The following is a 21148-nucleotide window of genomic DNA, read 5'->3' as shown; positions in this document are numbered from 1 at the left end:
CACCTACAATGCTGGAAGAACAGAGGGAGTATTAAGGGCTTGTGATTCAACGATTTTAACTCGTGAGCCATTACTTAAACGAACTTGACCGCTAGTTGCAATCACATCGTTTTCTTTTAAACCCGTTAAAACATGTACTTTGTCTTCTTTACTTTTACCTAGTGTTACGATTTGTTGTTTCGCTTGTAAGAACGTTTTTCCATCGTCTGTTGTTTGTTCTGTTATGACATAAACAGTTTCACCGTAAAGTGTGTAATTAATGGCAGTTGAAGGGATGATTATTTGCTTTTCAACGGTGGGTAAAATGATATTCGCTTTAGCAAACATACCCGAACGCAGTATTTGTTCATCATTTGGAATTGATGCTTGTATTTGAATGACACCACTTTGGTAGTTTACGGCAGGTTCAATAGCAGAAATCACACCGGTAAAAGAAGTATCAGGACGTGCATCAACAAATACATTCATTGCTTGACCAATATGCACTTTATTGAGGTCATTTTGAGCAATAGTAAAACGCATTTGCATGCGACTAATATTTTCTAAACGCACAATATCTGTACCACTCGCAAGATATTGGCCTAAAAATACATTACGTAACCCTGCAATGCCGGAAAAAGGTGCTCGAACGGTACGAAGGCTGATAGTTGCTTGATAACTTTCTATTTCACCCTGTAAAGCAAGGAATTCAGCTTCAGCGTCATCCACTTGCCCCTGTGAAACAGAACCTCTTGTTGATAATGATTTCATTCGTTTGTAGTTACGTTCAACTGCGGGCATACGACCTTTTGCAGCTTTTAAGTTAGCTTGTTCTACTTCGCTATTTAGGTAGATGATAGGATCATCTTTTTGTAGGTTTTGACCTGATGTGAAGCTAATTTTAGTCACTTTACCGGCCACTTCATTGGCAACCGTTACACCTTGGATAGGCTCAATAAATCCAATCGCACGTAAATGAGGAGTCCAATCTTCCAATTTAACCGTTGTGGATGTGACTGGAAACTCAGGAATAGGGCGAGAGGCAAGAAACTCTTTAATTTTTTGTGCCTTAAACATGTTAAAGCCAATGACACTGCCGAATACGAGTATTGCCAAGATGATTGCCGAAGCTATCCATTTTTTCATTGAGTTAGTCCTGTTGATTAAAATTTGGGTTTTGAATGATTGCCCATGAAGCATCTCGTACTTGATCTAATTGTTTTTGATCAGGTATGAGCCGCCCTTGAATTACTTGTTTTGCTAAAGAAATTGAGGAGTCTAGACTCGCTGCCATTAATGCAAACAGTTGCCAGTCTAAGAATTTTTTTGTATCAATGCCATGTTGGTAAAAATCAGTAATTGGTTTGAAAATATCATACTCAAATGCTGCTATTTCAGCTTGAGCCATATTAGGTACAAAATGCAGCATTTCGATTAAAGTAAGACGTCTTGGATTTGCTAGTACACAGTCAAAAGCATTTTGCCAAATGAGATCATATTTTTGTTTATCAGTTAAGCTATCTTTCCAGCCCAATAACACATTATTAGCTGACTCTTCTCGAATGAACTTTTGTAGTTCGTTCATTAACGCTTCTTTACTAGCAAAGTAGCGATAGATAGTCCCCGCTGCAACGCCCGCAGTATTCGCTAAATTTTGCATTGAAAATGCATAAAATCCTCGCTGCGCTAAGACTGTTTCTACAGCGACTAAAATTTGAGTTCGCTTATCCATGAGTTCACTTTAAAATGAATGAACGTTCATTATCGTTTAATGATAGTGGATTGCAATCTTAAACTGTAAATAATTTAAAATATTATTGTGAGTTATAAGAGAGACTTTTTTTATATCTCTTATATCGTGAATAATCCTGTTTGAAAAGAAAAGACAAACCTTAATCATAAATGGATTTATTTTAATCTTCTTTTCCTTTGTGTCTTCGTGGTTAATTACCTTTGACCTTATAATCTAACAATCTGAAATAAAAGTATGGTTACATTAACTTCTAAAGTGTTGAATTAATGCTCTGCTACTTTGTTGCACTAGCTTTCAGTTAAAAGATAAGTAGAATCAAACTGTTTTTTTATTTTTTAGGACATGTCATGAAATTAAATCCTGGACAAGATGCCGCAGTGAAAATGATCTCGGGACCTTGCTTGGTACTCGCCGGTGCAGGTAGTGGTAAAACCCGTGTTATAACCAATAAAATAGCTTATTTAGTACAGCACTGTGATTACCATGCAAAAAATATTGTGGCTGTTACTTTCACTAATAAAGCGGCTCGAGAAATGAAAGAGCGCGTTAGTCAAACCTTAGGACGAAAAGAGTCGCGTGGATTGATGGTGTCTACTTTCCATTCATTGGGCCTAGAAATTATTAAACGTGAAGTGAAAACTCTGGGTATGAAAGCCGGTTTCACCTTGTTTGATGATCAAGATACGTTCGCTTTATTAAAAGAACTGACTGAAAAACAACTCAAAGAAGATACTGACCTTTTAAAAGCGTTAGTGACACAAATCTCAAATTGGAAGAATGCATTAATATTGCCACCTCAAGCGATTAAACAAGCAAAAGGTGAGCGTGATGTTATTTTTGCTCATTGCTACGATTTATATCAACGTCAGCTAAAAGCTTACAATGCCTTAGACTTTGATGATCTTATTGTTTTACCGACTTTATTGTTGAAACATAAAGAAGAGGTGCGCTTACGTTGGCAGAAAAAAATTCGCTATTTATTAGTGGATGAATACCAAGATACAAATACTAGCCAGTATGAATTAATTAAATCCTTGGTGGGTGAGCGTGCTCGCTTCACCGTGGTAGGGGATGATGATCAATCTATCTATTCTTGGCGTGGTGCTCGACCAGAGAACTTGGTATTGCTGCAACGAGATTTTCCACAGTTAAAAGTGATTAAACTAGAACAAAACTATCGCTCTAGCCAACGGGTGTTAAAAGCGGCTAATGTATTAATTGCTAATAATCCGCATGAATTTGATAAACGCTTATTTAGCGAATTAGCCTACGGAGAGTCAATCAAAGTTTTATTTGCTAAAAATGAACAACATGAGGCTGAACGTGTGGTGATGGAACTGTCGGGCCATAAATTTATGAACGGCGCTAACTTTAAAGACTATGCCGTATTGTACCGTGGTAATCACCAAAGTCGTTTATTAGAAAAAGTGATGATGGAAAACCGTATTCCTTACAAAATAAGCGGTGGTACCTCCTTTTTTGCGCGCAGTGAAGTGAAAGACATCATGGCGTATTTAAAGCTGCTAGTTAATCATGATGATGAAAATGCCTTTATTCGTGTGGTCAATAAACCACCCAGAGGCATTGGTGCTGTGAGTCGTGAAAAGTTAGGTAATTATGCTAATTTACGTCATATCAGTATGTTTGCTGCCAGCTTCGAAATTGGTTTAGAGCAAACCTTAAATGGCAAGGGGCTTCAGTCTGTACAAGCTTTTACAAGATGGTTAGTTGAATTAAATCATCGCTTGAAGACAGAGGATGATATTGATGTCGTTCGCGACTTAATTCGCGATATAGGTTACGAAGACTGGTTGTACGAAAGTAGCCCAAGCCCGAAGGCTGCTGAGATGCAAATGAAAAACGTATCGACATTATTCAAATGGGTCACTGAAATGCTCAAGGGTGATGATCTTGATGAAGAGATGACATTAGAGCAAGTGGTTGCACGTCTCACTCTACGTGATATGTTATCTCGTAATGAAAGTGAAGAAGAATTAGATCAAGTGCAGTTGATGACCTTGCATGCATCTAAAGGGTTAGAGTTTCCTTACGTATATATGATTGGTATGGAAGAAGGGTTATTACCTCATCAGGTCAGTATCGATGAAGACAATGTAGAAGAGGAACGGCGTTTAGCGTATGTCGGTATCACGCGAGCACAAAAAGAATTAACTTTTACGCTAGCTAAGGAACGAAGTCAGTATGGTGAGGTCATTAAACCAACACCGAGTCGTTTTTTAAATGAATTACCACAGGAAGATGTGGAATGGGAAAGTGGCCCTAAAAAACGTACTGATGAGCAAAAAAAGCAATTGTCCGATAAAGGCATTGCGAGTTTGAAAGCATTATTTGATTAATAGTCTATATAATAAAAAAAATGAAATTTGATAGTTAAAAACTATTTTAAATAGGTTTTAACTATCACTTTGCAAATAATAAACGATTTTAACTATTGTCGTTTATTTTGCATAATAACTCCATCGCAGCAAGCAGCAGCTTGTTAGCAAACTTAAAACTACAATTGATAATTATTAGGAGCTACAAATGTTAGATAATATCGAAGGTCAAAGCGTACCAAATGTTACTTTCCCAACTCGTCAAGGTGATGAATGGGTAAATGTTTCAACTGATCAATTATTCAAAGGTAAAACAGTTGTTGTATTTGCATTGCCAGGTGCCTTCACTCCAACATGTTCTTCTACACATTTACCACGTTACAACGAGTTAGCGGGTGTATTTAAAAAGAATGGCGTAGACGATATTGTTTGTCTAAGTGTGAATGATACTTTTGTAATGAACGCATGGCTTGCAGACCAAGAAGCTGAAAATATTACAGTTGTACCAGATGGTACTGGTGCATTTGCTGAAGGTATGGGCATGCTAGTTGACAAAAGTGATATTGGTTTTGGTAAGCGTAGCTGGCGTTACAGTATGTTGGTTAAAGATGGCGTGATTGAAAAAATGTTCATCGAACCAAACCAACCGGGTGACCCGTTTGAAGTATCTGACGCTGATACAATGCTTAACTACATTAATCCAAATGCTAAAGCACCAGCTGCGGTAACTATCTTTACTAAGCCAGGTTGTCCTTTCTGTGCAAAAGCGAAGGCTGCACTGAAAGATAATAATATCGGCTTTGAAGAAATCGTATTGGGTACAGATGCAACGACTGTAAGCTTAAGAGCGGTATCAGGGCAAACTACAGTGCCACAAATTTTTGCCGATGGTAAACATATTGGTGACAGTGAAGCAGCTATCGCTTACGCAAATAGCTAATTAGAACAGTTTTAACTGCTCGATTATCATCAAAAGCGTATGTTCTTTGATAAGACATACGCTTTTTTTAAATCCAAAATTCAAGAAATCAACAAAATTGGGAAACAATATGAAGCAAATTAATGTACAAGTTGCCGTGATCGGTGGTGGAACTGCTGGTTTAGCCGCTTACCGAGCAGCTAAAGAAAAAACAGACTCAGTGGTATTAATTGAAGGTGGAAAATTTGGTACTACCTGCGCTCGTGTTGGTTGTATGCCAAGCAAACTATTAATTGCCGCAGCTGAAGCGGCGCATAGTGCTGCACATACTGAACCCTTTGGTGTTTTTGTTGATGGTGATGTGCGAGTTGATGGCAAAAAAGTGATGCAACGAGTACGTGATGAACGTGACCGTTTTGTGGGTTTTGTTGTTGAAGCGGTAGATGAAATTGACGAGAATGATAAATTAATTGGTAAAGCGACATTTGTATCTGAAACACAATTAAAGATAGATGAGCATACGCTTGTTAATGCGCAGCGCATTGTTATTGCGACAGGGTCTCGTCCAAGTTATCCAGGAGTATGGAATGATCTCGGTGATCGACTTGTTGTTAATGATGATGTGTTTGATTGGATGGATTTACCCAAGTCTGTAGCCGTATTTGGTCCTGGAGTGATTGGATTAGAGCTCGGGCAATCGTTGCACCGTTTAGGTGTTGAAGTTTTAATGTTTGGTATGGGTGGACAAGTCGGCCCATTTACTGACCCTGAAGTGATGGCTTACGCAGAAAAAGCATTTAGTGATGAGTTTTATTTGGATGCAGATGCCAACGTAAAAAATATGCAACGCAAAGGTGATTTAGTTGAAATTACTTATATTGATAAACAGGGCGTTGAACAAATTAAAGAAGTTGAATATGTATTAGCGGCAACGGGGCGTCGTCCAAATATTGATAATTTAAATATAGAGAGTGTTAAATTAGAAAGTGATGATCGCGGTGTTCCAATTGCCGACCCATATACAATGCAAACTTCAGTATCGACTATTTTTATTGCTGGTGATGCGAGTAATCAAATTCCATTATTACACGAAGCAGCTGACCAAGGTAAAATCGCGGGCAGTAATGCGGGAGTTTACCCAAATATTCGTGTTGGATTACGCCGTTCATCGATTGCTGCTGTATTTACCGATCCACAATTAGCGATGGTTGGTCTTAGCCATAAACAGATAACAGAGAAGTTTTCTGGTTGTGGGTGTTTTGAAACTGGTAGTGTTTCCTTTGAAAACCAAGGCCGCAGCCGGGTGATGTTAAAAAACAAAGGGTTATTAAACCTTTACGGTGAGCAAGGCACAGGGCGTTTTTTAGGGGCTGAAATTATTGGACCACAAGCTGAACATCTTGCACATCTTTTAGCTTGGGCACACCAGAACCGTATGACTATTTCGCAAATGTTAGATATGCCTTTCTACCATCCGGTTATTGAAGAAGGTGTTAGAACCGCATTACGTGATTTGAATGCTAAATTAAAATTAGGCTCAGCAATGATCAACGAGTGTATGGAATGTGGTCCAGGTTGTTAATTGACAATAACCAGTAATATTAATTTTTAGCGATAAGACGGTTAGTGAAAACTAACCGTTTTTTTGTGGGGGTAGCTGAGATAACCTTTAATCTTTAGCCATTTAGCTTTGCTGATTTACGGGTATAAGTAAGTTAGGATAAAACCGATAAATATCACTAAACCCACATAGTTATTATCTAGAAAAGCTTTAAAACAGGCTTTTTCGTCGCGACTTTTAATACTTTTTTGTTGCTGTAAAAAGAGTAAACCTGCCACTGCTAAAGCACCATAATAAAGCCAATTTAAATTCTCAATGAGACCGACAATCACTAACAAAACTAAGGTTATAAATTGTAATAGAGCAATAATTAACTTGTCATATTTCCCAAATAAGATAGCGGTAGATTTTATCCCAATTTTAAGATCATCTTCTTTATCAACCATGCCGTACATAGTGTCATAAGCGATAGTCCATGTAATATTAGCAATAAATAATAACCAGACACTACTCGATAGTATATTAGCTTGTGCTGCGTAGGCCATTGGAATTGACCAACTAAAAGCAATACCTAAAACAAACTGTGGTAAATGGGTAAATCGTTTCATAAAGGGATAAACAAACGCTAGGAACAGCCCTATAACAGACAATTGAATGGTCAGGTTATTTTGCGTTAATACCAATAAAAAAGAGCATAAAGATAAAAATAAAAATAAATATACGGCTTCTTTGCTGGTGGCTCTTCCTGAGGGTAATGGCCGATTTTTAGTTCGATTAACAAATCCATCCACTTTTCTATCGGCGAAGTCATTAATCACACAACCTGCACTACGCATAAAAAACACACCCAGACAAAAGACAATCAAGACATCGATATCAGGGAAACCTTGTGCCGCTATCCATAATGCCCATAAAGTAGGCCACAACAGAAGTAAGGTGCCGATCGGTTTATCAACACGCATTAACTCCAAAAAAGCTTGCCGTTTAGTGGCGTCTAAATAAATGATCATTGGTAAATTCCTGAAGCAGGTAAAAACACTTCGCTGACTAATAAAGGTTTATTTTCTATATAAAAAATAGATCGTCTTGCCCATAATGAATGTTCGCATGGCTGTTGTAGTGAAGCACTATACAGATGTAATGGAGAACCGACTGTAAACTCAGCAATTTCAATATTACTACGCTGCAGAGTTTTGTCTTGAAATAGAATTCTTCCTAAGGATTCAGAGCCAATATTCGCTAAGTTTTGTTGTTTGTTAGAGAGTGTACTGTAAGGGATTTCAGTTTGAGCGAACACATTAGGAATACCATCACAATATAAAAGTACTTCACGTACTAAGACTTGTTCTGGCGCGGGGAAATGTGGGGAAAGTGTTGCTTGCTCTGCATTCGTATTAAGCTGTTGCTTAACTTCTACCGAAAAATTTTGACATTTTTGTTCAAGTTTCTTAGTCAAAGATGCTTCATCTAATAACCATGACAGAATGTAGTTAGTGCAATTTTTCGATTTACTATTTTCTTGCCATTGAGTTGATGACGCAATGTTAAGCATTTGATTAAACATACAAACCTTTAATTTAAAAAACCAGTTATTTTATCTGCCCACATCAAGCAAACACTTTAGTATTGAGCTATTATACCACTCAAAAATATTAACATCTTTCCTTGAAGGAATTAACTATGCTTAAAAAAGTGTTTTTTTGTGTGCTTTATTTTGCACTACTTTCACCGCTTACCTCTGTAGTTGCTGAAGAGGAAGAAGGGCAGCAAGCTCCTGATTACCAATATTTTGCATTAAGCCCAGATATTATTACTAATTATATTAAACCCGGAAAACGTTTAGGTTACGTACGCTTACGTGTTGATTTGATGGTTAAATCGAGCAGCGCTTATGAGCAGGTAGAAATGAATGCACCATTAATTCGGGATCGCATTATTACTATTTTTGGCGAACAAAATGAAAGCCAAATAAAATCTAATACCGAACGTGACGCGATCAGACAACGTTGTTTAACAGAGGTAAACGATGTGTTGTTTGAATTTATTGGTACAAGACCCGTTGAAAACCTACTCTTTACTAAATATTTAGATCAATAAATTGACTATCTAATCTAACATTTCCTTTAGCCGTGTGTTTATAGTTTTAGTTTATGACAAACAGCGGCCAATATAAGTCCTGCTAATAGACCTATTAAGTGTGCATAATTTGCAACATTAGCGGGTAATAAGTCCACAAAGCCTAAGATTAACCAGCCTATTAAAAAAACAAACATGCTGTTTGGTAAATGTACCTGACTTTGTTTGTTTAATTGTCCAGTTAACCAACAGTAACCTACTAGCCCATAAACCACACCACTTAAGCCTCCAAAGTAAGGTCCAACTAAAAAGAATTGAGCCAAATTTGATGCAATGGCTGAAAACAAAAATAATAAAATTAAACGTTGTTTACCCTGTTGTTTTTCTATTAAGCCAGCGAGTTGCCACCACCATAATAAATTGAACACTATGTGCAATAGACTGAAGTGTAAAAAAGCTGGGGTAATAAATCGCCAGCTTTCAATATAGTCAAAAGGCTGTTGTCTGAAGAAGGCAAAAAGAGAGTTCATTGGATTAAAAACATTAAACGCAGTAAGCGCATAGATAATTATACAGGTTATAAAAATACCATGAGTGAATAGTCCACCATGACTTTTGAAGTTGGATAACAAGCTAGCATTGGCATAAACTAACTGTGATGATGCGGGTTCGGTTTTACCGGTTTTCCAACTTGCTGATAAGTATTTGCTTTGATTTGGGTTATCCAAAAATAATGCAAGTTCAAGTTTTGCTTGTGCTAATTGATTTTCATTTTTAATCATTATTGGATATTGGAATTCACTTTGTTCAATAATATTCGTAATATTTTGGCTGCTTAAAAAATCAGAAAATGCCTGCGCAATGCGTAAATGCTCAAAACGGTGTAACTCAATCATAATAAGTCCTCTAAAATCCAAGCTTTTAGCATAACGGATATAACACACTGGATCGAATGAATTAAGTAAGGATTTTTTTGTTAGTTGATTTTGTGATTTTTTATTGATTTAATGACAGAACAAGCTAAATTGAATGATACCCCTAATAAAAAAAGGATAATATGATGAAGAAAAAATATACACGTGGTTTACTTCTTGCTGCATCATTGTTTTTATTACCGGCTAGTTTTCAATCTGTGTTAGCTGCCGATCTTAATAGTAAGGTGTCATCTAGTCTTGATAAGAGTAGTGCAGTAACTCAAAAAGCAAAAACAACGGTTGCTAGTGAAAAGAAAAAAATAACTTCAACTGCTGCCGTTGGTAAGATATCAAAAATAGATCTTAATAGTGCCAGTGTTGAACAATTAACAACGCTTAATGGAATAGGTGATAAAACAGCACAAGCTATTGTTGATTACCGTAAAAAAAATGGTGATTTCACTAATGTAAAAGATTTAGTCAATGTTAAAGGTATTGGTGTAGCAACATTAAAAAAAGTTATGCCTTATGTAAGCTTATAGCCCCTCAATTAATAACTCCTCTATTTATCACTCATCGATAAGGTATAAATTGTAACAAGGGTGTTACGATTTATACCTTTTATCATTCAAGATGGTAAAGTTAGCAGGTAACTTTATGCTGATAAAGCACCTTGAAATCAGATTAACCCCTTTCGTTTTATTTTTAATGACTTTATAGTAGGTAGTTTATGACAATTTTAGTCACCGGCGGTGCAGGTTATATTGGCTCACATACCGTGGTTGAGCTGTTAGAGAAAGATCAACAAGTTATTATTGTAGATAACTTATGTAATTCTTCGCAAGAATCATTGAATCGAGTTGAAAAAATCACAGGTAAAGCACCTATATTTTATCAAGGGGATATATTAGATAAAGATTTTTTGGATGGTGTATTCCGTCAACACGCTATTGATTCTGTTATTCATTTCGCAGGCTTGAAAGCAGTAGGGGAGTCAGTCGCAAAACCTATTTCTTATTATCAAACTAATGTACAGGGTACCTTGACTTTATTAGATGCAATGAAGGATGCAGGTGTATTTAAATTAGTGTTTAGCTCTTCAGCAACCGTTTATGGTGATCCTGCTTCTTTACCGATCAGAGAAGACTTTAGAGTCGGCGGAACTACTAATCCATACGGTACGTCAAAATTAATGGTTGAAATGGTTTTAGCAGATGTTGCCAAGTCAGATCCTCGCTGGGCGTTTGTTATTTTACGTTACTTTAATCCTGTTGGTGCTCACCTATCTGGTTTAATAGGTGAAGACCCGAATGGAATCCCAAACAATCTATTGCCTTATATTTCACAGGTTGGGGTAGGAAAACTGAAAGCCTTGGCTGTATTTGGTGATGATTATGACACGCCGGATGGGACAGGTGTTCGTGATTATATTCATGTTGTAGACTTAGCGTTGGGGCACTTAAAAGCATTGCATCGGATACAAAGTGACACAGGTGTATTCATTTATAATCTAGGTACTGGCAATGGCTATTCTGTATTTGATATGATCAACGCGTTTGAAGCAGCTAGCGGTAAGACTATTCCATACAATGTTTCACCACGTCGAGAAGGCGATATTGCAGCCTGTTATGCTGCGCCTGAAAAAGCATTAGCAGAGTTAAACTGGCAAGCTGAACGTGGCTTAGATGAGATGATGCAAGATACTTGGCGCTGGCAGTCAAATAACCCTAATGGATACAAAACATAATTATTTATAATTATTTATAATTATTTATAACTATTTATAACTTATTTATAGCGATGTTTAGCGTTTATATTTTATAGCTGTGATGTTTTAAAATGTAAACGCATTAACAAAATAAGCTACTTAATGCTAATTTGAAGATACATATTTAATTGAGTCATGGCTATTAAAAACTATGCACTTTGTATCTTATTACAGCTCACTAATACTTTGTTTTTCCCGCTTTTTTTCGCTTCTGATAAACATTGCTCTACTCGGTTAATTAATGCACTGCTTTTCACTTCATTTTGGTAAGTTGCTACCCCAATACTGACAGTGATATTAATAATGTCTTTGTTATATTCAACACATAATAACTCACTTTTAGCACGGATCATCTCAGCGACTTGCTTAGCAATGACGTCATTACTGTTGTTTAATAATATAATAAACTCCTCTCCGCCCCAGCGCGCAACGGTATCGGTTTTACGGATACAGTCGGTCAGCTTATTAGCAAGCTTTTTGAGGACTACATCACCCCCTGTCTGGGTATGTTGCTCATTAATAAGTTTAAAATTGTCGATATTAATTAATAAAACAGAGAAGGATTCTTTTTCTACACGTTGGGTAACAAGTACATTAGAGAGTAGCTCATTAAAATGGCGTCGCGTGTATAAGTTGGTTAATTCGTCAGTCTCTGATAACTGTTTTAATTTAGAGCTTTGATCGCTATTTTGTATTATCCAAGTGTTAATGCCTATAGACACTAATATAAAGCCGATCATTTGTGCTATATCTTTGAATAAGACTTTTAACAACCAAGGTTGAGTAAATATTTCATCGAGGGTTGTTGTTAGTAGAGTGACAAAAAGAAAGAAAAATCCGCTCATTAAGTATTTGTGTACGTCACGATTATGCTTAACTTTATTTAATTGAATCAATAATAAGAATAGCGTAATAGCAATAACAGATTTAAAGAATATATCATAAAAGTCTATTTTATAAACAGTAGGAAACATCCACGCTTGTAAGGCTATATATGCGATAACAAAAAAATACAGTGGATTGAGGGCTTTATTTTTTATCAATTAATTTTTATCTCTTATAATTATATGATGATCTAGTTTAGTTAATATTGATGATAAATAAATATTTTTGTATAACCTACTATAATTGTGTTTTTTAGTAAATAAATGAAGGTGTTAATCGCAGGAATTATGTAATTCCATTATTAGTCCTTTATTTCTGCTCACTATCTCTTTATCATTAACGATCCGTTTTTTAGATGGTTTTTTCCGATGCCTAAAGTGACTCAGCAAGATATATCAACAAGTTTTGGTCGTAATATTATTGACCGAGGTACCCTCTATTTTAAAGAAAGTCGTGTATTAGCGTGCGATTACGATGAATCGAGTAATTCACTTGTTGGATTGGTCAAAGGGACCAATGACACGCCTTATAAGACTAAAGCATCCATTAAACCGTCTAATAAAGGCGGTTATATTATTCACAGCACTTGTTCTTGCCCAGTTGGGTGGAATTGTAAGCACGCTGTTGCTTTACTGTTAGCTTACCAAGCCGATACGCCGAATTATAATATCGAAAACAGCTATCAAACTTGGTATGAAATGTTAAACGGTAAAGTAGGGCAACCAGAAAAAGTACGTGCCTCTGCTTATCAAGGATACTTCCGCTTTTCGTTTGATAAAAAAGTCCTCAATCATGAACACCGTTATATCAAAGTTGAATATGGCAGCGTGCGCTTTTTGAAAAGTGAAAATACTCATGTTTTTAGTGAAAAAGACTTAGTGTCTGTTGCTGACAACGAAAGCTGGATGGAAAGCTTTAAATGGGTAGAGGATGAAGATGTTGAAATCTTACGTTTATTGCTCACTAAAGAAGGACGAGCGACTAAGTTAGGCAAAACCTATATCAAAACTGATCTCGACTTATTAGCTTTACAAAAAATACTAGAAACTGGTCGATGCTTCTGGGAGCACCTTGACCAAAAAATAACATTATCAGCTTCTCGTCCGGTAACGCTGGAATGGTTAACGGTAGAAGATGGCTTGAAACAGTTAATGGTCAACCTTGAAGGCAGTGAAAACTGGCTGTTGATCCCAACACCTAAACCTTATTTTTATGACCTTGATAGTCATCAATTTGGCCTACTTGATACCCACTTTAATCGTGATTGGTTACTTTCTCTGTTACAAACTCCACCATTAGGTGAAGAACAGTGTGCGCACTTTACTCAAGAAGTATCACTGGGTTTTGCACAAGATGTATTGCCTAACCCGCAGCATTACGACATTCAGCATATTGATGAGACCTTACAGGTTATCTTTAAATTAGATGTACAACAGATTAAAGGACAAAGTCTATTTTTAGGACGTTTGTATTTTAAATATGGCGTGTTGTTATTAACACCAAGCATCTTAGAAGATAAACAACGTAATCAATATATGCACAAAGGGCAAATTGTCAGTGTTACAAGAGATATTGACGCAGAGTTAGCTGCTTTAAATGAATTTAATGAATTATGTTTGCTTGATGTGTATATGTATGACCCTAAATATGCGGTTAGTAAGGATACCCAAGGTATTTTGCCACCTGAATTAGGAGGTTCTCAAGAGTTTCAGTGGTTATCACTATTAACAGCACATAAAGCTCGCTTAGAAGTCTTAGGCTGGCAGTTTGATATTGCTAAGGACTTAGCATTACAAAGTCAGCAAGTTGATAGCATCGATATTGATATTGATGAAAAAGGTAACTGGTTTGACTTAGGTGTTTCCATTGAAGTGGAAGGCAAGCGTATTGAACTATTACCGTTGTTATTAGAGTGGTTGCGTAGTAATGAAGACTGGCAGCAGAATGATTACGATATCTTATTAGCGCAAGGTAATGGTCGTCCACTGCGTGTTAAACGCGAATCTATTCAACCTATTTTATCTATTTTGCAAGAGCTAGGTGAAGTTAACGACAGTAAAATAAATTTACCTCAAAATCAGGCTGCGTTATTAGCACAACTTCCTGAAATTAATCGTTGGGTTGGTGGTGAACATGTGCAAGCGTTAGCTAAAAAATTAGCTAACTTTAGCGGCATTCAAGACGTACCTGCTCCGCAGGGACTAGCTGCCGACTTACGAGACTATCAGAAGGAAGGTTTAAACTGGCTTATGTTCTTGAATGAATATGGGTTTTCTGGTGTGTTAGCCGATGATATGGGCTTGGGTAAAACGGTACAAACGTTAGCTTACTTATTATACAAAAAACAACAGCAGTTGTTGTCGTTACCTGCGATGGTGATTTGTCCTACTTCCTTAGTCGGTAACTGGTTAAATGAAGCGACTAAATTCACTCCAGATTTGAAAGTATTAGTCTTGCATGGCGTTAGTCGTCATCAATTTTTTAAAGATATTAATAACTATGATTTAGTGATCACTACTTATCCTTTGATTGCTCGTGATTTTAAAGAGTTTGCTGAATTTTCATTCTCTGATCTTATCTTGGATGAAGCGCAAACCATTAAAAATCCACTTGCTAAAATGACTAAGAGTATTAAACAAATTGATGCTAAACAGCGCCTGTGTTTAACGGGTACGCCAATGGAAAATCATCTTGGCGAATTATGGTCTTTGTTTGATTTCTTGATGCCTGGTTTCTTAGGTTCTTACAGCACCTTTAATCGTGTATACCGTAAAGGCATTGAAGGTGAGGGGAATCATCAAATTCAACAATGGTTAATTCAAAAAACTAGACCTTTCTTATTGCGACGCACCAAGGATGAGGTGGCTAAAGAGTTACCTGCTAAAACAGAAATCATCCATACAATTGCACTACAAAACGATCAACGTACTCTGTATGAAAGCATTCGTATAACGATGGAAGCAAAAGTACGTGATTTACTGCGTGAAAAAGGTATGGCAAGAAGTCGTATTGAATTTTTAGATGCATTATTGAAATTACGTCAGGCTTGTTGTGATCCTCGTTTAGTAAAATTAGAGCATGCTCAGCAAATAAAAAGTTCAGCTAAGTTAGATTTCTTAATGGAAATTGTGCCTGAAATGGTAGAAGAGGGCAGACGTATTCTTATCTTCTCACAATTTGCACAAATGTTAGGCTTGATTGAAGAAGCCTTGCAGGAAACCGGTATTGATTTTGTTAAATTAACAGGGCAAACCCGTAACCGTAGTGAAATTATCGAGAAGTTCCAAGGTGGTGATGTGCCAGTCTTCCTGATCTCCTTGAAAGCTGGTGGTGTTGGCCTTAACTTAACCGCTGCTGATACGGTTATTCATTATGACCCATGGTGGAATCCTGCGGTAGAAAACCAAGCCACTGACCGAGCATATCGTATTGGCCAAGATAAGCCTGTGTTTGTGTATAAACTGATTTGTGAGCAAACAGTTGAGGAGCGTGTGTTAGCGTTGCAATCTCGTAAGCAGAAGCTTGCTGATAGTGTGTACGGTAAAGAGCAAGAAGAAAACTTTGCGCCGGATAATAGCGATGCGTTATTAAAACTATTTGAGCGTTATTAGATGCTCGTAGATGAGCAATTATTAGCGCCGATAAAAGAATTCCTTCATACGCAGACACCACAAGCTTGGATAGATAAAGCAAAACTGGTGGAGAATCAATCTGCGCTATTAATTGATCATATGATTTGCGAGTTAAAAGCTGCGCAGACGGCGATGTTATTGATTCGCCGTTATGCGGTAGACAAACAAAGCGGTGATGCTCTGATGGCTTGGCTGACCCCTTATAATGATTTTGTATATCGTAAACAAGGTGATTGGAAAGCATTAGCCAACAATAGTTTATCTAAAAAAATTGTCGCAAAAGGTAATACGCTTTATGGACAGGATTTAATTGATAAAATGATCTTGTTGATCAAAGAAGAGTTACATCATTTCTATCAAGTAGTGGAGATAATGCACGCACGCGATATTACTTTTGGTTTTATTGGCTCAAGTCGTTATGCCAAAGAGCTATTAAGCCATGTCACAACACATGAGCCTAATATGCTGATTGATAAACTTATCTGCAGTGCATATATTGAAGCCAGATCCTGCGAGCGGTTTGCTAAAATAGCACCTCACTTAGACCCTATCTTAAATAAATTCTATGTTTCTTTACTTCGTTCGGAAGCACGTCATTATCAAGATTATTTAGTATTAGCAGAGCAAATAGCGGGGAAAGATATTAGTGATCGAATTGAATATTTTGGCCAGCTAGAAGGGCAGTTAATTACCTCGCCAGATGAAGACTTTAGATTTCATAGTGGCTGCCCGGTTGATGCAACTATTTAGTTCTATTAAAAAATGATTCATGTTGTTAGTTACCATGAATCATTTAATGTTCATTGATAAGCATTTCAGTGAGTATCTAAGTATTTATCCTTAGTGATCAATACTAATATTTGATAAGGGTATACAGCTACAGGCTAATATATAACCTGCTTCTATTTCTTCTTTAAATAAACCTTGGTCATTTAATACATCAACTTCCCCGGATAATAATTTTGTTTTGCAACGTCCACATTTGCCACCTCTGCACGAATAGGGAATATTAATTCCAGCCTGTTCTGCTTGATTTAATAGCAACTGCTGATTATCGCCTGTGACTTCTAAGCCGGTATTTGCAAAGTTTATCTGTAGTGCTTTTTTATTACTTTCTTCAGTTGCTAACATCGACTCATAAATTGGCGCTTGCTGTGAAGCTATAACTTGAACTTGATCTCCACTACGAATAATTCCTTGGTTTAAAGGAATTAAGTTTTGGCCAAAGTCGATGTTACCTTGGTGGAACCTGTATTGTGATAATGTTTTAAGAGGTTGTTCAAGGTCTGCTTTGCCAGTTTTAGGATCTACATTAGTAAAAATACAGCGAGAGCAGGGTTTACTTACCTCAAACTCTACTTCTCCAATTTTAATACGAGACCAGCTATCTTCAACGAAGGCACTATCTCCCTTGATTAATATATTAGGGCGAAAATGCAATGCACTGACTGGGTTATCAAGCAGTGTATTAAGTTGCTCGACGGAGGCTTGATTAATGAGTAATAGCGGGTAACCGTCAGCAAAACCAACCTGTGTTTGCTTGTTTTTAACACAGCGTACACTGCTATCAGCAAAGTAAACAAGCTGACACGGTTGTTTCAAAAAATTTGAAAACCATTGATCATAATCGCTATGACAGTGTTGCGCTTGTACTGTATCTGCCCAAATCTCAACCGCTAATGATTGCTCCGAAAACTGCTCCTGTTGAATATAGAAACTAGGTTGATCGGGTGCGCTAACAAATAAGCCTTTTTTAGAAAATTCAATACTGATTTGCGTTAATTGAGGATGTGTTCGACCTGTAATAAACTGTCCTTGCATGTCAACTAACATGTAGCGCCGATCATTTTCTAAACCTTTTTCTTCCACTAATGCTTGCGGTAATTGAATGCCCTTAGTGGACTTGATCGGGTAGATATAAATGTCAGTTAAGCTTTGCAAGATGAACTCCAAACTTTATTGTGTGCGTCGAATTAAATATTTTTGATAGTCAGGGATACGTGTTGTATAAATTTTATCCATATAATATGAGTCAATGATAAAATCTGCGGTTGATATATTAGTTGCCATTGGAATGTTCCATACCGCCGCCAAACGTAATAATGCTTTTACATCTGGTTCGTGGGGGACTGAACTCATTGGATCCCAAAAGAAAATAAGTAAGTCAATTTTACCTTCCGCAAGCTTAGCACCTAACTGCTGATCCCCACCCATTGGTCCTGATAAAAGACATTCAATAGGTAAGCCTGTTTGTTTTGCCAACAAAGTGCCCGTCGTGCCAGTAGAGAATATATGATGTTGTTTTAATTGCTCTGCGCGTTTAGCAACCCATTTAATTAGCTGATATTTCATATCATCATGTGCAACTAAAGCTATTTGCTTTGAAGCGGGAATATTGCGGGTAGTATAATCCATTATTTGCCCTTCTAAAGAGTAACACTAATCACCCTAAAGGGTGATTTAATATCATCTAGAAAATGAGGGAATTGCGCAACACCAAATACAAGGTGTTGATCAAATCCACCATATTATTGATTTATAACCAGTTAGGTTAATTTAAAATTTACTATCAGTATTGTCCTTATGCAGGGTAATGCTTATCACCAAACATCATTTTATACATTAACCAGATAGCTAGAATTAAAGTAATAGTGATGGAGATGAAATTTGATCCTAGTTCTGGGTGTAATGCTCCAATAAAAGCTGCGTAGGAGAATAAACCAATAAAAAAGGCTGCCCATGCCGGACGAACACTGGCTTCATTATCTGCTTCACTAATATACAGCTGGTAAAAGCGGCTCGTTGCAAAGTACAGCGTAAAAAATGGAAACAGTGAAAATGTTATTTGTGAGATTGTTAAAATAGAAAAACATGCGTTAATGGACAACCCTATTAAAAAAGCATGAATTAACCATTTTACTGAGATATTACTATCTTGCATTACACTAACTCCTATCTATTAATTTAAATTTAAAACCTAAAAATAACATGAACTAACCTCTATTTCTCCTTTTTTGTAACGATGTGAGAAGTTAAAGATATTTTCATATTTATAATGTATGTTTAATACCCTTAGAGAGCACGCTTTGTTACAGGAATGTGTGACAAATACTGTTAGATTGTTAATATCACTATTATTTATCACTGAAGGTTGAGTCATGTCTACACCAAAAAATCCAAAAAAAGTACCTGTAAGTTATGATTATGATGCAATTGTTATTGGCACCGGACCAGGCGGAGAAGGCTCAGCGATGAAGCTTGCTAAAGCTGGTAAACGTGTCGCTGTGATTGAAAAATATCGTGATATAGGTGGGGGGTGTACACACTGGGGAACCATACCATCAAAAGCACTTCGCCATAGTGTTACACAGCTGATTGAGCTTAAAAACAACGCCTTATTTACAAATAATTATCCTCAAAAACAGTCATTTACTTTTGCTGATGTATTACGTCATACGGAACAAGTGATCAGTAAACAAGTTAAAATGCGTAGTAGTTTCTATAATCGTAATAATTGCACTTTACATTTTGGTGAAGCATCTTTTATTGATAATCATTCGATTCGAATTAAAAGTGTAGATGGCTCCCTAGAAACGATCACAGCACAAGATATTATTATCGCGACTGGATCTCGACCATATCATCCTGCTGATATCGACTTTAATTCTCCGAATGTTTATGACAGTGACACAATTCTTTCTCTAGATTATCAACCACAACATATTGTCATTTATGGCGCAGGTGTTATTGGCTGTGAATATGCTTCTATTTTTAGAGGGTTGGGTGTTAAAACTGACTTGGTTAACACTCGGGATAGGTTGTTATCGTTTTTAGATGCTGAAATGTCAGATGCATTGTCTTATCACTTCAGAAATTCTGGCATGATTTTACGTCATGATGAGGAATATCAAAAAGTTGAACATTCTTCAGAAGGGGTCGTTATTCATTTTAAATCAGGTAAAAAAATGAAGGCAGACTGCTTACTCTATGCAAATGGGCGTACAGGTAATACTGACCTATTAAACTTAGAAGCAATTGGTTTAAAACCAGATGGTCGTGGGCAACTAGCTATTAATGAAAACTATCAAACATCTGTGGATAATATTTATGCTGTAGGTGATGTTATTGGTTACCCTAGTTTAGCCAGTGCAGCTTATGATCAAGGTCGAATAGCGGCTAATTTAATTATTACCCGTGAAGGAAAAAGAAAACTGATCAAAGATATTCCTACTGGTATTTATACTATTCCTGAAATCAGTTCAGTGGGTAAAACAGAACAAATTTTGACGCAACAAAAAGTGCCTTATGAAGTAGGGCGCGCACAATTCAAAGATTTAGCCCGCTCTCAGATTCTTGGTTCAGATGTGGGTAGTTTGAAGATCCTATTTCATCGCGATACTAAAGAAATATTAGGTATTCATTGTTTTGGTGAGCGAGCTGCAGAGATTATTCATATCGGTCAAGCTATTATGGAGCAAGAAGGCCCTGGTAATACGATTGAATATTTTGCTAATACGACGTTCAATTATCCAACCATGGCTGAAGCGTATCGAGTTGCAGCATTAAACGGTTTGAATCGATTGTTTTAAAAGGGAAAGAAAAGTGTGAGTAGTTATATTTTACTACTCACGAATTAGTACTTTTTTGAAACTATATATGGTGATTAAGTTAACGATGGTTTTTCATCACTAGCAATAACGCACTAATGCTACGCGCTTCTTGAAAATCATCCCGTGCTAATAATTCATCTGCTTTGGCGATTGGCCATTTTATCACTTCTAAAGGCTCAGGCTCATCACCTGGTAAACTTTCAGGATATAAATTTTCAGCCATAAATAAAGTCATCGTACTACTAAAGTAGCTAGGAGCCATCACTACTTTTTTCAATGCAGTGAAATTTTTAGCCCCAAAGCCGACCTCTTCTTTTAATTCTCTATTCGCAGCTTCTAGATCGCTTTCGCCTGGGTCAATCAAGCCTTTTGGGAAACCTAGCTCGTAGCTATGTGTTCCAGCCGCATATTCTCGTATTAACAGCAAGGTATCTTTATCATAAAAAGGCACCACTAATACGGCTCCTTGATTACCTCCCTTCATACGTTCGAACTCACGCTGTTCACCATTACTAAATTTAAGCTGTAATGTTTCTATCTTGAAAAATCGACTACAAGCGACAACACTTTTATGTAATATTTCAGGTAAGGTTGGTAAAGAATTGCTCATAGAGACCCCATGACTATCATTAGTTAATATAAATGTTATCTTACAATGCTTATCTTATTTACGATACTGTATTCATTTAATCTATTTTACTTTGAGTACACTGCA

General features: G+C 36.8%; 19 protein-coding genes. 9 read left to right on the top strand and 10 right to left on the bottom strand.

Annotation, left to right across the window (positions count from 1 at the left end):
- Positions 1 to 3: 3 nt before the first annotated feature.
- Both MT391_RS08205 and MT391_RS08200 read right to left on the bottom strand, forming a co-directional pair.
- Positions 4 to 1125, bottom strand: coding sequence for an efflux RND transporter periplasmic adaptor subunit (locus MT391_RS08205; protein ID WP_499497517.1), 1122 nt, complete (start codon positions 1123 to 1125; stop codon positions 4 to 6).
- Between the two features lie 4 nt (positions 1126 to 1129).
- The gene (locus tag MT391_RS08200) at positions 1130 to 1711 is read right to left on the bottom strand and encodes a TetR/AcrR family transcriptional regulator (protein ID WP_499497515.1); all 582 of its coding nucleotides are present in this window, start codon (positions 1709 to 1711) and stop codon (positions 1130 to 1132) included.
- Positions 1712 to 2079: 368 nt separating this feature from the next.
- Here MT391_RS08200 and rep point away from each other — a divergent pair, with 368 nt between their 5' ends.
- The 3 genes from rep (at position 2080) to MT391_RS08185 (ending at position 6569) form a co-directional block, all read left to right on the top strand.
- Positions 2080 to 4089 carry a DNA helicase Rep gene (rep, locus tag MT391_RS08195; RefSeq protein WP_499497513.1) on the top strand — a complete coding sequence of 670 codons (2010 nt, stop codon included), beginning with the start codon at positions 2080 to 2082 and terminating at the stop codon, positions 4087 to 4089.
- Positions 4090 to 4276: 187 nt separating this feature from the next.
- Positions 4277 to 5008: a glutathione peroxidase gene (locus MT391_RS08190; protein ID WP_166368907.1), complete on the top strand. Its 732-nt coding sequence runs from the start codon at positions 4277 to 4279 to the stop codon at positions 5006 to 5008.
- Positions 5009 to 5117: 109 nt separating this feature from the next.
- A complete protein-coding gene (locus MT391_RS08185) occupies positions 5118 to 6569 on the top strand; it encodes a dihydrolipoyl dehydrogenase (protein ID WP_499497512.1) in 1452 nt (483 codons plus the stop codon).
- Between the two features lie 116 nt (positions 6570 to 6685).
- On the opposite strand, the gene ubiA is transcribed toward MT391_RS08185, so the two are convergent.
- Both ubiA and MT391_RS08175 read right to left on the bottom strand, forming a co-directional pair.
- Entirely contained in the window at positions 6686 to 7558 is an 873-nt protein-coding gene (gene ubiA, locus MT391_RS08180; RefSeq protein ID WP_166368903.1) for a 4-hydroxybenzoate octaprenyltransferase, read from the bottom strand.
- Positions 7555 to 8112: a chorismate--pyruvate lyase family protein gene (locus MT391_RS08175; protein WP_166368901.1), complete on the bottom strand. Its 558-nt coding sequence runs from the start codon at positions 8110 to 8112 to the stop codon at positions 7555 to 7557. The genes ubiA and MT391_RS08175 overlap by 4 nt, the downstream gene beginning before the upstream one ends.
- Before the next feature lie 116 nt (positions 8113 to 8228).
- On the opposite strand from MT391_RS08175, the gene MT391_RS08170 reads away from it, so the two are divergent.
- Positions 8229 to 8645: a flagellar basal body-associated FliL family protein gene (locus MT391_RS08170; protein WP_166368900.1), complete on the top strand. Its 417-nt coding sequence runs from the start codon at positions 8229 to 8231 to the stop codon at positions 8643 to 8645.
- A 38-nt stretch (positions 8646 to 8683) separates the two neighbouring features.
- On the opposite strand, the gene glpG is transcribed toward MT391_RS08170, so the two are convergent.
- Positions 8684 to 9520, bottom strand: a complete 837-nt coding sequence (gene glpG / locus MT391_RS08165) for a rhomboid family intramembrane serine protease GlpG (protein ID WP_499497507.1) — start codon at positions 9518 to 9520, stop codon at positions 8684 to 8686.
- A 161-nt stretch (positions 9521 to 9681) separates the two neighbouring features.
- Between glpG and MT391_RS08160 the strand changes: the two genes are divergently transcribed.
- Both MT391_RS08160 and galE read left to right on the top strand, forming a co-directional pair.
- The gene (locus MT391_RS08160; protein WP_499497505.1) at positions 9682 to 10080 is read left to right on the top strand and encodes a ComEA family DNA-binding protein; all 399 of its coding nucleotides are present in this window, start codon (positions 9682 to 9684) and stop codon (positions 10078 to 10080) included.
- Between the two features lie 188 nt (positions 10081 to 10268).
- Positions 10269 to 11285, top strand: coding sequence for a UDP-glucose 4-epimerase GalE (gene galE, locus MT391_RS08155; protein ID WP_499497503.1), 1017 nt, complete (start codon positions 10269 to 10271; stop codon positions 11283 to 11285).
- A 170-nt stretch (positions 11286 to 11455) separates the two neighbouring features.
- On the opposite strand, the gene MT391_RS08150 is transcribed toward galE, so the two are convergent.
- Positions 11456 to 12349, bottom strand: a complete 894-nt coding sequence (locus MT391_RS08150) for a GGDEF domain-containing protein (RefSeq protein ID WP_299663633.1) — start codon at positions 12347 to 12349, stop codon at positions 11456 to 11458.
- A gap of 210 nt (positions 12350 to 12559) precedes the next feature.
- On the opposite strand from MT391_RS08150, the gene MT391_RS08145 reads away from it, so the two are divergent.
- Both MT391_RS08145 and miaE read left to right on the top strand, forming a co-directional pair.
- Positions 12560 to 15802, top strand: a complete 3243-nt coding sequence (locus tag MT391_RS08145; protein WP_499497502.1) for a DEAD/DEAH box helicase — start codon at positions 12560 to 12562, stop codon at positions 15800 to 15802.
- Positions 15803 to 16573: a tRNA isopentenyl-2-thiomethyl-A-37 hydroxylase MiaE gene (gene miaE, locus MT391_RS08140; RefSeq protein WP_499497500.1), complete on the top strand. Its 771-nt coding sequence runs from the start codon at positions 15803 to 15805 to the stop codon at positions 16571 to 16573.
- Between the two features lie 90 nt (positions 16574 to 16663).
- Here the strand turns inward: miaE and MT391_RS08135 are convergent, their stop codons facing one another.
- The 3 genes from MT391_RS08135 to MT391_RS08125 all read right to left on the bottom strand — a co-directional run bounded on the left by MT391_RS08135 (position 16664) and on the right by MT391_RS08125 (position 18764).
- On the bottom strand, positions 16664 to 17764 hold the full coding sequence (locus MT391_RS08135) for a YcbX family protein (protein WP_166368886.1): 1101 nt from the start codon (positions 17762 to 17764) through the stop codon (positions 16664 to 16666).
- Between the two features lie 15 nt (positions 17765 to 17779).
- Positions 17780 to 18238, bottom strand: a complete 459-nt coding sequence (locus MT391_RS08130) for a methylglyoxal synthase (protein WP_166368884.1) — start codon at positions 18236 to 18238, stop codon at positions 17780 to 17782.
- 166 nt (positions 18239 to 18404) lie between these two features.
- Entirely contained in the window at positions 18405 to 18764 is a 360-nt protein-coding gene (locus MT391_RS08125) for a DUF1422 family protein (protein WP_166368882.1), read from the bottom strand.
- A 217-nt stretch (positions 18765 to 18981) separates the two neighbouring features.
- Here MT391_RS08125 and sthA point away from each other — a divergent pair, with 217 nt between their 5' ends.
- Positions 18982 to 20412, top strand: coding sequence for a Si-specific NAD(P)(+) transhydrogenase (gene sthA, locus MT391_RS08120; RefSeq protein WP_499497497.1), 1431 nt, complete (start codon positions 18982 to 18984; stop codon positions 20410 to 20412).
- Positions 20413 to 20491: 79 nt separating this feature from the next.
- On the opposite strand, the gene nudE is transcribed toward sthA, so the two are convergent.
- Positions 20492 to 21043: an ADP compounds hydrolase NudE gene (gene nudE / locus MT391_RS08115; RefSeq protein WP_166368878.1), complete on the bottom strand. Its 552-nt coding sequence runs from the start codon at positions 21041 to 21043 to the stop codon at positions 20492 to 20494.
- Between the last annotated feature and the right edge of the window lie 105 nt (positions 21044 to 21148).

Origin of the sequence: Vibrio sp. 1-Bac 57, from assembly GCF_037546855.1 — a bacterium.
Classification (GTDB): Bacteria; Pseudomonadota; Gammaproteobacteria; order Enterobacterales; family Psychromonadaceae; genus Psychromonas.
Note: the sequence above shows the minus strand (reverse complement) of the source record. Positions and strands in the feature narration are given on the sequence as shown.